The following is a 12466-nucleotide window of genomic DNA, read 5'->3' on the forward strand; positions in this document are numbered from 1 at the left end:
AAATGGCTGATGTGACCATGAAAGCGGCTTTAGGGCATATGCCGTACAGGGCGGCTCGGGGCTTTCCGCGAGGCGGAAGCGGCGTCGCAATCGGCGGTGGCCGCCGTCATCCTGTCAGGCAGCGGACGACCGGCCCTTCGGAGAGAGCATGGCGGAAACCGTACGCGCGGCCGTACAGATCGCTCCTCGCAAGATCGAGGTACGCGAGTTCCCACGACCGCGGATCGGCCCCGACGACGGTCTGCTGCGCGTCGAGGCCAACGGGATCTGCGGCAGCGACGTCGAGACGTACAGGGGCCATCTCGGGTCGATGTTGCAGGACGAGCGGCGGCCCTTCGTGCCGGGGCACGAGCCGCTCGGCATCGTCGAGGAGGTCGGCGAGCGCGCGGCGGCCCGGTGGGGCGTGCAGCCCGGCGACCGGGTCGCCGTGGAGATCGTCGTGCCGTGCCACGCCTGCCGCCGGTGCCTGTCCGGCGCGTACCAGTTCTGCCCCCACATCAGGTACGGCCACGGCATGACGCCCGTGGACGAGGCCCCGTCGCTCTGGGGCGGGCTGGCCGAGTACATGTACCTGGCGCCCGGCACGATCCTGCACCGCGTCGACGACACGCTGCCCGTCGAGGTGGCGGCGCTGTTCAACCCGCTCGGCGCGGGCGTGCGCTGGGCCTGCCACCTGGGCGGCGCCGGGCTCGGGGACACGGTGCTCGTCCTCGGCGCCGGCCAGCGCGGCCTGGCCTGCGTCATCGCGGCCCGCGCGGCCGGCGCCGGGACGATCATCGTGACCGGGCTGGAGTCCGACGCGCACAAGCTGGCCCTGGCCCGCGAGTTCGGCGCCGACCACACCATCGTGGCCGGCGCCGGGGTGGACATCGTCGAGCGGGTGCGGGAGCTCACCTCGGGCGCGATGGCCGACGTCGTGCTGGAGCTGACGCCGATGGCGGCGGAGCCGGTGGCCGACGCGCTGCTCGCGGCCCGGCCCGGCGGACGGGTGGTGCTGGCCGGTCTGAAGGGAAGCCGCGACATCCCGGTGCGCACCGACGTGATCGTCAATCGCGGGCTGACCGTCGTGGGGGCGTTCTCGGTGGACAACCGGGCCTACGCCGAGGCCATCGGGCTCATCGAGGCGCGCCGCCACCCGCTGGAGAAGCTGCACACGCACTCGTTCGGGCTGGACGACACCGTGCTCGCCCTCGAGACCCTCGGCGGCGAGGTGCCCGGGGAGCACGCCGTCCACGTGTCCGTGCACCCGAACGGCTGAGCCCGGCCGGGCGGGCGCCCTCACCCGCCCGCCCGGCTCGCGCGTCTCTACCGGTAGGTGATGTCGGAGTCCCGGTAGAGGCAGTGGGTGCCGTCAGGGCCCGAGCCGAGCTTGCTGGGCTCCTGCCCCTTCGGCACGCCCTTGTAGCGCTCGCAGATGGTGGCGCTGCCGTACACCGTGATCCGGCTGAAGCGGGCGGTGTCGCCCCAGTTGGAGTTGATGCCGGCCAGCACCTTGGTCGAGCGGGCGGTGATGCCGTCCATCACCACGTGCCGCTGGTAGGACGACGAGCAGTTGCCGCACGCCCGGTAGAGCTTGCCGCTGCTGTGCACCTGGAAGTTCTTGATGGTCAGCGTGCCGGCGCCGTTGTGCTGGAACACCTTGTCGGAGCCCGACTTGGCGCCGCCGCCGTCCACCAGGTAGGTGGCAGAGGAGCTGGAGCTCTTGAACGTGGCGGCGTCCTCGCCGACGTCGTTCCACCAGACGTTGCGGATCGTGCAGGAGCCCTCGCAGTGGATGCCGTCGCCGGCGGGGGCGTCGATGATGACGTTCTGGATGGTGCCGCCGTTCGGCACGACGAACATCGGGTCCTGGCTCTCGCTCTGGCCGCCGTCGCCGATGCCGTAGTAGCGCTTCATGCCGCCGTCGAAGAACGAGCCCAGCTCACGGGTGTCGGTCAGGTGCACGCTGCCGGTGTCGGACGGCCACGAGCCGCTGCCGTCACCGCCGCCGGGCGGCGGCGTCACGGTCGGGGTGGGGTCTGGGTCGGGGTTGCCGCCGCCGGCCGCCCTGAGCGTCCACTGCTTGGTCGACACCGAGTCGCAGGAGTTCTGCTGGAGCAGGGCGCCTGAGGAGGTGGAGTTGTCCTTGACGTTCAGGCACTTGCCGCCGTTGGCGTTGACCACCCGGTAGTTCGAGCCCGACTCGGTGAGCTGCCAGCTCTGCGACGACGCCGAGCTGCAGGACTCCTGCTGCACGGCCTTGCCCGCGCTGGTGGAGCCGTCCTTGACGCCGAGGCACTTGCCGCTGTGCACGGCCTTGATCTGGTAGCCGCCGCCCGTCGAGGTGACCGCGAACACCTGCCCCGACCCGCCCGAGCAACTCGCCTGGGCGAGCTGGACGCCGTCGCCCGTACTTGCGCCCGGCACCGCGGCGCACAGGCCGCTGCCCGCGTTGACCAGCGTGTAGTTGCCGTTGGACGGCGCCGCCGAGGCGGCGGTGGCGAACCCGGCCACCAGCCCGCTGCCCGCCACGAGCGCCGCCGCCAGCACGACGCTCAGCCTTTTCTCTTTACGCACGGTGAACTCCCCTTTCGACGAACTGCATGGGGCATCGAGCGCGCGCCCGGTGATCGCGGCGCCGCCTCGGGATCGGTCGGAATGCGCTTACCGGCTTACGGTAAGCGCTTTCCCAACCGCAGGAGCAGTGAAGCACAGCCCCGCAACCCCGCAAAGGACACTCCCTTCGAGGAGCGGCGTCTTTCCAGGTCAGAGGGTCTGCGGGAGTTGCAGGGCGGCGCTGAAACTTTCATCACCCCCGGTACGACCGCGTCGTGCGGGCGGCGTTTCCCCGAGAGGGACGACCCGGCTGAGGCCCGCGGTCTGGTCGGACGCCGAGTCCGCCCGCCCGGCGACCCGGTGGGCTCTTGTCAGCGGAGGTCGACGGTGAGGACGTCGTCCTCCCAGACGGCGTCCGTGCCCAGGGCGGCGCAGGCCGCGGTGAAACGGCTGGCCAGCCAGGCACGTTCGGCGCCCCTGGCCAGCGTCGTCCGGCAGTAGTCGAGCTTGAGCGGCACCGCGCGCAGCCGGAGCGGCCCGAGGTCGTCGCAGGTGACCAGGAACAGCAGCGACAGGTCGTTGCGCAGGTCGGGGTCCACGGCGTAGTCGTCGATGAAGTCGCCCATGTCGTACAGGACGGGCGGCGCCACCCCGTGCGGGACGTGCGCCGAGTGACCGGCGATCAGCGTGGCGCCGGCGCCGGTCAGGATGCTCGCGGCGGTCCGCACGTACGGGAGCGGCCCGGTCGTCATGTTCGGCCCCCAGTGCGGGCTGACCAGCACGACGTCCGCCTGCGCCCGCGCCCTCGCCACCGCGTCGATCAGCCAGGCGGGCACCCCGGACGGCAGGTCGGCGTGCGCCACGCCGGGCCGGTCGGGAGTGGCGGCGTAGTCGCCGGGGTGGTCGGTGACGGAGACGACGGCCAGGCGCAGGCCGTTGATGTCGATCAGGACGGGCTCGCGGGCCCGTTCGAGGTCGGGGCCGGCGCCGGCGGTGTGGATCTCGACCCGCGCGAGGTGCGCGCAGGTGTCCAGGAGCGCGTCGTGACCGAAGTCGAGCGCGTGGTTGTTGGCCAGCGTCACGCAGCCCACGCCCAGTTCGGCCAGCAGGTCGGCGGCCCTCGGCGGGGCACGGAAGTGGAAGACCTTGCCCGGCGCCACCCACGGGGCGCCCCGATCGGACACGCAGCACTCGAGGTTGAGCAGCGTGAGGTCGGCCTCGGAGAGGTACGCGCGAACCGCGTCCGACACGTAATCCCCGGGGTCGGCAGACTTCGCCAGCAGGTCGGCGACACCCCGGCCGAGCATCGTGTCCCCCGCCAGCGCGAGCGTGACGGCCACCCCGCTCCCCTGCCCACCCCAACACCCCCTAACCCCCTCCCCCGGCCGCCCACCCTGCCCTCAGCCTGCGCTTTCCCCCGCCGCCGGCGGACTCCCGCTCCCCTCACCACCGCCTGGGCTCCTCCGGACCGACAGGCCCTCGCCCCCCGCCCACCACCTGGGCTTCCATGGGGTGGTGGGCCAGCCGGGGACGCGGGGTAGGGCCGGCGGGTCAAGACGGCCGGCGTCGACGCGGCGCAGGTGAGGTACGGGGGCCTACCGCGTGGTCTACCGCACCGCGGACGCCTGCGCGCCACCCGCGCCTTCGCCGGGCACCGCGACCGCAGGCTCGACGCCCGCGTCGACCGGCGACCTGAAGCGGCTGCTGACCCGGCTCGACTCCACCTGCGACCGGAAGCCGTCCGCCCCGGTCCGCCTGCATCGCGCCAAGGGTGACACGGACGTCGCCTACTCCAACGCGGCCTACTGCCGGCGGCAGCTGAAGGCCAGGCGCGCGACGGTCAGCCTGACCGACGCGGGCAAGGTGGATCACAACCAGGGTGTGCACGAGGCGCTGCCGAAGGTCGTCGCCGGCTTCACGAGCCGGGGATGAGCGGGACGAAGGACGCGGGGGTCAGCTCGCGGAGGCTCGCCAGGCGTCCGCGCTGCTTGGTGAAGAGGGTGACGATGTCCGCGATCTGTCCCGTGACGGGCATGACGAGCCGGCCGCCCTCCGCCAGTTGCCCGGCCAGGGCGGCGGGGACGTGCGGGGCGGCGGCGGAGACGATGACGGCGTCATAGGGGGCGTGCTCGGGCAGCCCGGCCGAGCCGTCCCCGACCAGCACCTCGGCGCCGGTGATGCCGGCGGCGGCGAGGTTGGCGCGGGCGTGGGCGGCGAGGTCGGGCAGGCGTTCGACGGAGTGGACATGCCCGGCGAGCCGGGCCAGCAGCGCGGTCTGGTAGCCGTAGCCGGTGCCGATCTCCAGCACGGTCTCGCCGCCCGCCAGCAGGAGCGCGTCGATCATCTGGGCGACCAGGGACGGCTGGCTGGTGGGCTGGCCGTGGGCGAGCGGGATGGGCACGTCCAGGCACGCCTGCCCGGCCGAGCGCGGCGGCACGAACAGCTCGCGCGGCGTGGCCGCGATGGCCGCCAGCAGGCGGAGGTCGTGCACCCCCGCCCGCTCGGCGGCCGTCACGAGCTCCAGGCTGCGGCAGTCACCTTCGGCCGCCGCGACCAGCTCCTGCGCACGCGGATCCCCCGCCCGCCGCGCCGCCCGCATCAGGCCCTGGAGACGAGACTCCCCCGCACGCCGCGCCGCCGTCATGGGGTCCCCCGAAGGGAAAGGGCGCCCGTCACCACCATCAGCCCCTCCTTGAGCAGAAGGGTCCCGGTCACCGCCATCAGCCCCCTCCTCCGTCGGAAGAGTGCCGGTCACCGCCATCAGCCACCCCCTCGCCCCGCAAGGGGACGGGTGGTGGGCCTTCGACGGCCCTCCTCACCCGCCCCCTACCCGGGAGGCTCAGCCCGAGACGCGGCGCCAGGTGGCGTCGGCGCGGCTCTGCGCGTCGGTGATCGGGTCGAGGCGGAGCAGGTAGTCATAGTGGCGCAGGTAGCGGTCGGGGTAGTTGACCGACTGGTACGACGTCCACGACGCGTCGGCAAGCCCCGCCACGGGCCGGAAGGTGGCGTCGGAGGCGAAGGTGCCGGTGCCGTCGTCGGCGGCCAGCGTCAGGTCGAACCCATAGTGCCGCAGGTAGTAGCCGGGGTAGTTGACCGAGGCGAACGACACGGTGCCGGACCCGCCGGCCAGTCCGGGCACCAGGCGGAACTGGGCGTCCTGGGCGGGGCTGACGTTCGCGTCGATGCGCACGTCGAAGTCGGCGTGCCGGATGTGGCGGTCCTGGAAGTTGTAGGACTGGATGCGGCTGACGGGCACGCCGCTCCCCCAGCGGCCGAGCACCCGGCTCTCCTCGGCGGCGGTGAGGTTGAGTATGGAGCCGTGCCGCTTGCGGTTGCCGCCCATGGCGTAGTCGGAGCGGGTGCGGAAGTTGCGGGTGCTGCCGAGGCCGGTGGAGGTGATGGGCATGTAGCCGCGCCCGGTGGCGAACTGGTCCAGCCACAGGGCCCACTCGTCGCGCTCGTTGAAGCGCGCCCACATGGGTCCTTCGACGACGGTGCCGCCGCCGGTGCCGTTGGAGATGCCCATGTGCGACAGGTTGCCGAGGGTGGTCCAGGTGCCGAGGATCGAGTCGGCCGCCTCGATCGTGATGTGGCCGTCGGCGGAGGCGCGGTAATAGCGGTGGCCGCCGACGCTGTTGGGCACCTCGATGATCTGGGTGTCGATGAGCCCTTGGGTGCCGCCGCGCTCGATGTAGAGCTGGGGCGTGGTGAAGGAGCGGAAGTCGCTCGTACGGACGTACCAGATGCGGTGTTTCGTCACCCCGTTGCGCGCCGAGTTGGTGGCCCAGTAGAGCACGTAGTCACCGGTCGCGGCGTTGTAGATGGCTTCGGGTGCCCAGGCGTTGCCCGCGCCGGGGATGGCGCCGGCGACGTTGATGAGCCAGGGGGCCGACCAGTTCACCAGGTCGCGCGACTCCCAGACGACGAGGGAGGTGCTGCCCCGGTTGGCGGCGTCGTTCCATGAGGTGCCGCCGGCGATGCGCAGGTCGGTGGCGACGATCCAGTAGCGGTCGCCGGACGGGGAGCGGACGATCGAGGGGTCGCGGACGCCGCGCGTGCCGATCGTGGAGCGCAGGACGAGCTGGCCGTTGTTGAGGTCGGTCCAGTGCAGGCCGTCGTCGCTGTGGGCGAGGTAGATCTGCTCGCCGTTGGCGGACTCGCCGGTGAAGTGGGCCATCAGGTAGCCGGTGAACGGGTCGAGCGCGGCGGCCCGCTTGGGGGCGACGGCGGCCAGGCAGGCGAGCAGGAGGCAGGCCACGGCGAGCACCACGGCCGTCCTGCGGGGCAGGGTCGCGTACATGCGTCTCCTTCGGGAGGGGGTACGACGCTTCTGTTAGCGCTAACATTCCTCCGCCGCCGGAAAGGGACTCACATCGGCGGCGCCCTCAGTGTGATCGCTAACATCAGGGCGGTCAATGGCCCTCTCACAACCGAACGGGGCCGCGCGGTGAACCGCGCGGCCCCGTCTGCCGGACGACCGGCCTAGCTCGTCGGCTCCGGCTCCTCGGCCGGGCAGGTGGTGCCCCGCTTCGGGACGGTCAGCGAGACGAGGTAGCCGTCCATGGCCTTGGTGGTGCACTCGGTCATGCCGTAGACGCCGTGCCCCCACCCCTCGTACGTCAGCAGCGTCGCCTTGGAGCCGAGCTGCCTGGCCACGTTGGCCGACCACCGGTACGGCGTGTCGGGGTCGTGCTTGGACGTGCTCACCAGCAGCGGCGCGCTGCCCTTGTAGCGCAGGCGGTGCTGCGGGTTGGTGACCGGGTGGCCCTGGCAGATCGGCATGTCGCCCATCGGCATCGGGTTGTAGCGGACGTCCGGCGCCACGGCGTTGGAGGCCCGCATCACGGCGGCGTACTCCTTGTAGTCACGCAGCCCCAGGTTCCAGTCCTCACACAGGATCGCGGTGGGCAGCTCGGCCCACTTGCCGCTCACCGGCCCGTTGCCGGGCGGGCCAGGCATGTCGTCCGGCACGGGCCCGCCGTCCAGGGCGAGCAGCACCTGGGCCTCCAGGTGCCAGTCGGGTGCCTCGTTCATGATGACGGTCAGCCAGAGCAGGTTGTGGGCGCTGACCTTGTCGTCGCCGCCGGGCCAGACCAGCTCGCCCCGATCGGCCTTGGCCACGACCTTCTTCCACAGCGCGCGGATGTCGCGGCCGTGCAGGGCGCAGTCGGTGTCGCGCTGGCACCAGGCGATGAACTCGTCGAAGCTGTCCTGGACGGTGGCCGCCTCGGTGACCTGGAACGCCTTGACGTTCAGGCTGTGGTCCATGTTGCTGTCGAGCACCATGGCCCTGATCCGGTCGGGGAACATCTCGGCGTACATCTGCTGGGCGAGCGTGCCGTAGGAGACGCCGTACGAGGTGAGCTTCTCGTCGCCGAGCGCGGCGCGGATGGCGTCCATGTCGCGGGCGACGTTCTTCGAGTCGAGGTGGTCGTAGACCGGGCCCGTGCGCTTGCGGCAGTCGGCGCGCAGCTTCTTGTCGAAGGCGACCCACTTGTCGAAGTCGGCCTGGCTCTTCATCACGGGGTAGGGCATCTGGTTGTAGACCGAGGCCGAGCAGGTGACCGAGCCGCTGCGGCCGACGCCGCGCGGGTCGTAGCTCACGATGTCGAAGCGCCGCTGGATCTCCTCGCTGAATCCGGTGGGGCGCAGGATGCCGTCGACGCCGGAGTTGCCGGGCCCGCCGGGGTTGGTCAGCAGCGAGCCGATGCGCGCGGCGGAGTCCTTGGCCTTGCGCCTGGCCAGCGCGAGGTCGATGGCCGGCCCGTTGGGCTTGGACCAGTCGATCGGCACCTTCAGTGTGGCGCACTCGACGCTCGGCTCCTCCTTGCACGGCCGCCAGGTCACCCCGCGCTTGCCGACCGCGTTCGTGACGTCCTTGCCTGTCACGGTCGCGGCGGCGATGGGAGCGGTCAGCACCGTCCCCATCATCACGAGCGCGGTGGCGAGCAGGGAGGTCTTTCTGAGCACGTTTCTCCTAACGTCGGGCGCCCCTCCGTGATCAATGACCAACGAATCTAACAGCTACAGAAGGTGCCTTTGGCATTTATGGGAAAAACGGGACATACGCCTATCTGGTGGACTCGCGGATCACCAGCTCGTACGGCGCCACGTACCGGCCGGTCGGCCGCCCCGGGTCGGCGATGCGCTCGGTGACCAGCTCGACCGCCTTCTCGGCCATCCAGGCGTGGTCGGGCGCCACGGTGGTGAGCGCGGGCACCAGGTACGCCGCCTCCGCGATGTCGTCGAACCCGGCCACCCGCACGTCATCGGGCACCCGCAGCCCCACGTCCGCCAGCCCGCGCAGCACGCCGAGAGCGACGGTGTCGGTCACCGCCAGCACGCCGTCGAAGGACCGCCCGCCGGCGGCCAGCCGGTGCGCCGCCGCCTGGCCCGCCTCCATGGTGAGCGCGTCGAGTCCCACGTGCAGGGCGGGGTCGGCCTCGACGCCGCGGGCGGCGAGCGCGCCGAGGTGGCCGCGGTGGCGGGCGTTCACCATGTTGAGGTTCCAGTCGAGGCGGCCGGTGACGTGCGCGACGGCGCGGCAGCCCCGGTCGAGCAGGTGGGCGGTGGCCGCCGCGGTGGCCTCCTCGTTCGGCATGGCGATGTGGTCGAAGCGCCCGCCGAAGTCCTGCTCGCCGAGCATCACGATCGGGTGGTCGCCCTCGGGCGGGGTGCGGTCGCGGCCGTCGAGCCCGACCGCGCTGAGGATCAGCCCGTCGAACTGCAGCGTCCGCGCGTGGGCGATGGCGTCGATCTCGCCGGCCGCCGCCGCGCCCGTCTGCTCGATCGCGACGTGGAAGCCGCGCCGCCGCGCCCGCTCGATGACGTGGGAGGCGAGGCGCCCGAAGTAGGGCCGGTCGATCTCGGGCACGGCGAGCCCGATCACGCCGGTACGGCCCGACCTCAGCGTGCGGGCCGAGACGTTGACCCGGTAGCCGGAGCGCTCGATGGCCTCACGGACGCGGCGGCGTACCGGCTCGCTGACCCCGCCCCGGTTGTTGACCACGTTGGAGACCGTCATCTTCGACACCCCGGCCAGCCGGGCGACGTCGTCCATCGTCACCATGCCGCCGAGGGTAGCGCCGCCGCTCAGGTCAGGCTCGCCTCCACGGTGACGAAGGAGTGGGCGGGCAGGTGCACGCGCAGCCCGGACGCGGTGGCCGTGACCTTCTCGTGCGGGCGCGGCGCGACCGCCTCGGGCACGTCGGGCGTGTTGTGCGTGCGCAGGTCGCCGGCCGTGAGGATGCGGGCGCGGGTCACGGCGACCGCGCCGCCGCGCAGGTCCAGCTCCACGTCGGCCGCCTCGCCCGCGTCCAGGTTGGACAGCGAGATCAGCACCTGCCCGTTCTTCCTGCTGGCCGACAGCGACACCGTACGCAGCTCCGTCCCCTCCACCTGCCGGGCCGGCAGGCCGTCGGGCAGGTCCACCCGCAGCGAGGCGGCGTCCTGGTGGCCCTTGTTCATCTCGAACACGTGGTACGTGGGCGTCAGCACCAGCGCACCGGAGTCGGGGTCGGTGAGGATCATGGCCTGCAGCACGTTCACGGTCTGCGCGATGTTGGCCATGACCAGCCGGTCGGCGTGCCGGTGGAACACGTCGAAGTGCAGGCCGGCCACGAGCGCGTCGCGCAGCGAGTTCTGCTGGTAGAGGAAGCCGGGGTTGGTGCCCGGTTCGACGTTCCACCAGGTGCCCCACTCGTCCAGCACCAAGCCCACGTTCTTGCCGGGGTCGTAGCAGTCCATCACGTTGGAGTGGCCGGTGATCAGCTCGTCGATCCTGGCGGCCTTCAGCATCGTGCGGTAGTGGTCGTCCTCGCCGAACTCGGTCGCCGAGCCCTTGTCCTCCCAGGGGCCGGGGATCGTGTAGTAGTGGAACGACAGCGCCTGCATGAACGACGCCGGCCGATACGCGCAGCCCAGCTCGCCGAGCTGCTTCATCAGCGTCTCGGTCCAGGGGTAGTCGGCGGAGTTCGCCCCGGCCGCGATCCGATACAGCTTGTTGTCGCCGTGGTCGCGGCAGTAGGTGCCGAAGCGGCGTGCCTCGGCCGCGTACTGCTCGGCCTTCATGTTGCCGCCGCAGCCCCACGCCTCGTTGCCCAGCCCCCAGAAGCGCACCCGCCACGGCTCCTCGCGCCCGTTGGCCTTGCGCAGCCGCACCATCGGCGAGTCGCCCTCGCGGGTGAGGTACTCCACCCAGTCGCTCATCTCCCGCACCGTGCCGGAGCCGACGTTGCCGCTGATGTACGGCTCCGCCCCCAGCAGCTCGCACAGGGCCATGAACTCGTGGGTGCCGAAGTGGTTGTTCTCCTCGACGTTGCCCCAGTGGGTGTTGACCATGGCGGGGCGGCTCTCCTTGGGGCCGATGCCGTCCATCCAGTGGTACTCGTCGGCGAAACAGCCGCCGGGCCAGCGCAGGTTGGGGATGTTCAGGGCGCGCAGCGCCTCGACGACGTCGAGCCGGATGCCGCCCTCGTTGGGCACGTCGCTGTTATCGCCGACGTAGAAGCCGCCGTAGATGCAGCGGCCCAGGTGCTCGGCGAAGTGGCCGTACAGGTGGCGGCTGATCACGGGACCTGGGACGTCGAGGTTGATGATGGCGGGCACGGTGACAGGACTCATCGGGTGAGCTTCCTCGCGTTCGGGGGCCGGTCGAAGGTGACTTTATCGATAAACCTCCCACCTGGCGAGACCCCCGCGCCGCGGGCCCTGGGGCGCGGGCCCCAGGGCCCGGCTCCCGACCCGCGCCCGAGCTCAGGACTCGGGCTCAGGACTCGGGCTCAGGACTCGGGCTCAGGACTCGGGCTCAGGACTCGGGCTCAGGACTCGGGCTCAGGACTCGGGCTCAGCGCCCGGGCTCAGGACTCGGGCTCAGCGCCCGGGCTCAGGGCTCGTCGCCGGACAGTTCGCGTCTGCGGCGCAGCAGCGCGGCCCGTCGCACGTGCGCCCTGATCGTCAGCGCGAGCGCCACCGCGACGACGGGACCGCCGGCCCCGAGCGCCACCCCCAGTCCCTCACCGCGCTGCACGGCCACCACGACCAGCAGCGTCGTCGTCACGGCCGAGGCCGCCAGCGCCAGCCACCCGGCCACCACCCGGTCGGTCGCGAACAGCGGCACCCGCCGCGTCAGCAGCCACCCGCCGTAGCAGGCCCAGCCCAGGCAGAACGCGGTGAACAGCCCGAACGCCAGCTGCGTACGCCCCGGCAGCGGCCCCGGCTCGCTCGCCCACAACCCGATCACGAACAGCGCACCCGCCACGCCCGCGACCAGCGTGGCCACCGCGCGGACGCGCCGGCGGAGCGACAGCGCCGGCTCCAGCCGATCCAAAAGCTCCTGCGCCGACAGGCGCGGCTTCTCCTCGCTCATGGCCGATACCCCTTCTCCTCCAGGCGCTCGCGCATCAGCCGCCGGGCGCGGTTCAGCCGGGACTTGGCCGTGCCCACCGGGATGCCGCAGATCTGCGCGCAGTCCTCGACCCGCAGGTCCTCCAGGTAGTGCAGGACGAGGATCTCCCGCTCGGCCGGTGGCAGCAGGGCCAGGGCGGCCGTCAGCTCGGCCCGGTCCAGCACCGCGTCGGCCGGGTCGCCCGCGAGCTCCTCGCCCGGGTGCGCCGGCTCGTCGGCGTACTGGACACGCAGCCGGTCCATCACCGACCTGCGGGCGATGGTGAACAGCCAAGGCGTGAACCGGCCCGGCTCGCGCAGCCGGGGCAGGCCGCGGACCACCGCCAGCCACACCTCCTGGCTCACGTCGTCGGCCCGCTCGGCGTCCAGCATGCGGCGCACGTACGTCCACACCGGCGTGCGCCAGCGGGACACGAGCTCGGCCAGCGCGTCCCGCTCACCCAGCTGGGCGCGGACCACCAGCAGCTCATCGATCATCTCGTCCTCCCGTCACCCTGCACAGTCGGGCGGGCGGCCGATCCGGTTC

At 72.0% G+C, this 12466-nt stretch carries 11 protein-coding genes; 2 read left to right on the top strand and 9 right to left on the bottom strand.

Annotated features, from left to right (window positions below; genetic code table 11):
• The first annotated feature begins 148 nt into the window (after positions 1-148).
• Positions 149-1258 carry an alcohol dehydrogenase catalytic domain-containing protein gene (locus AB0K18_RS06915; protein WP_364910942.1) on the top strand — a complete coding sequence of 370 codons (1110 nt, stop codon included), beginning with the start codon at positions 149-151 and terminating at the stop codon, positions 1256-1258.
• 47 nt (positions 1259-1305) lie between these two features.
• Here the strand turns inward: AB0K18_RS06915 and AB0K18_RS06920 are convergent, their stop codons facing one another.
• The gene (locus AB0K18_RS06920) at positions 1306-2556 is read right to left on the bottom strand and encodes a pectate lyase (protein WP_364910945.1); all 1251 of its coding nucleotides are present in this window, start codon (positions 2554-2556) and stop codon (positions 1306-1308) included.
• 350 nt (positions 2557-2906) lie between these two features.
• On the bottom strand, positions 2907-3875 hold the full coding sequence (locus AB0K18_RS06925; protein ID WP_364910948.1) for a CapA family protein: 969 nt from the start codon (positions 3873-3875) through the stop codon (positions 2907-2909).
• Positions 3876-4137: 262 nt separating this feature from the next.
• Between AB0K18_RS06925 and AB0K18_RS06930 the strand changes: the two genes are divergently transcribed.
• A complete protein-coding gene (locus AB0K18_RS06930) occupies positions 4138-4467 on the top strand; it encodes a hypothetical protein (RefSeq protein WP_364910949.1) in 330 nt (109 codons plus the stop codon).
• Here AB0K18_RS06930 and AB0K18_RS06935 read toward each other — a convergent pair.
• The 7 genes from AB0K18_RS06935 to AB0K18_RS06965 all read right to left on the bottom strand — a co-directional run bounded on the left by AB0K18_RS06935 (position 4451) and on the right by AB0K18_RS06965 (position 12417).
• Complete coding sequence (locus AB0K18_RS06935; RefSeq protein WP_364910951.1) at positions 4451-5179, bottom strand: protein-L-isoaspartate(D-aspartate) O-methyltransferase; 729 nt, start codon at positions 5177-5179, stop codon at positions 4451-4453. The genes AB0K18_RS06930 and AB0K18_RS06935 overlap by 17 nt on opposite strands.
• Positions 5180-5374: 195 nt before the next feature.
• A complete protein-coding gene (locus AB0K18_RS06940; protein ID WP_364910953.1) occupies positions 5375-6835 on the bottom strand; it encodes a glycoside hydrolase family 43 protein in 1461 nt (486 codons plus the stop codon).
• 182 nt (positions 6836-7017) lie between these two features.
• Positions 7018-8505, bottom strand: a complete 1488-nt coding sequence (locus AB0K18_RS06945; protein WP_364910956.1) for an alpha/beta fold hydrolase — start codon at positions 8503-8505, stop codon at positions 7018-7020.
• A gap of 100 nt (positions 8506-8605) precedes the next feature.
• Positions 8606-9604: a LacI family DNA-binding transcriptional regulator gene (locus AB0K18_RS06950; protein ID WP_364910958.1), complete on the bottom strand. Its 999-nt coding sequence runs from the start codon at positions 9602-9604 to the stop codon at positions 8606-8608.
• A 23-nt stretch (positions 9605-9627) separates the two neighbouring features.
• Complete coding sequence (locus AB0K18_RS06955) at positions 9628-11157, bottom strand: alpha-L-arabinofuranosidase C-terminal domain-containing protein (RefSeq protein ID WP_364910961.1); 1530 nt, start codon at positions 11155-11157, stop codon at positions 9628-9630.
• A 262-nt stretch (positions 11158-11419) separates the two neighbouring features.
• Complete coding sequence (locus AB0K18_RS06960) at positions 11420-11902, bottom strand: hypothetical protein (RefSeq protein ID WP_364910964.1); 483 nt, start codon at positions 11900-11902, stop codon at positions 11420-11422.
• On the bottom strand, positions 11899-12417 hold the full coding sequence (locus tag AB0K18_RS06965) for an RNA polymerase sigma factor (protein ID WP_364910967.1): 519 nt from the start codon (positions 12415-12417) through the stop codon (positions 11899-11901). The genes AB0K18_RS06960 and AB0K18_RS06965 overlap by 4 nt, the downstream gene beginning before the upstream one ends.
• Between the last annotated feature and the right edge of the window lie 49 nt (positions 12418-12466).

The organism is Nonomuraea sp. NPDC049421, assembly GCF_040677005.1.
Classification (GTDB): domain Bacteria; phylum Actinomycetota; class Actinomycetes; order Streptosporangiales; family Streptosporangiaceae; genus Nonomuraea; species Nonomuraea salmonea.

Excerpts from the sequence above, each read along its gene's own strand:
- AB0K18_RS06965 (WP_364910967.1), bottom strand. The coding sequence starts at position 12,417 with ATGATCGATGAGCTGCTGGTGGTCCGCGCCCAGCTGGGTGAGCGGGAC.
- AB0K18_RS06950 (WP_364910958.1), bottom strand. The coding sequence starts at position 9,604 with ATGGTGACGATGGACGACGTCGCCCGGCTGGCCGGGGTGTCGAAGATG.
- AB0K18_RS06960 (WP_364910964.1), bottom strand. The coding sequence starts at position 11,902 with ATGAGCGAGGAGAAGCCGCGCCTGTCGGCGCAGGAGCTTTTGGATCGG.
- AB0K18_RS06935 (WP_364910951.1), bottom strand. The coding sequence starts at position 5,179 with ATGACGGCGGCGCGGCGTGCGGGGGAGTCTCGTCTCCAGGGCCTGATG.
- AB0K18_RS06955 (WP_364910961.1), bottom strand. The coding sequence starts at position 11,157 with ATGAGTCCTGTCACCGTGCCCGCCATCATCAACCTCGACGTCCCAGGT.
- AB0K18_RS06915 (WP_364910942.1), top strand. The coding sequence starts at position 149 with ATGGCGGAAACCGTACGCGCGGCCGTACAGATCGCTCCTCGCAAGATC.
- AB0K18_RS06940 (WP_364910953.1), bottom strand. The coding sequence starts at position 6,835 with ATGTACGCGACCCTGCCCCGCAGGACGGCCGTGGTGCTCGCCGTGGCC.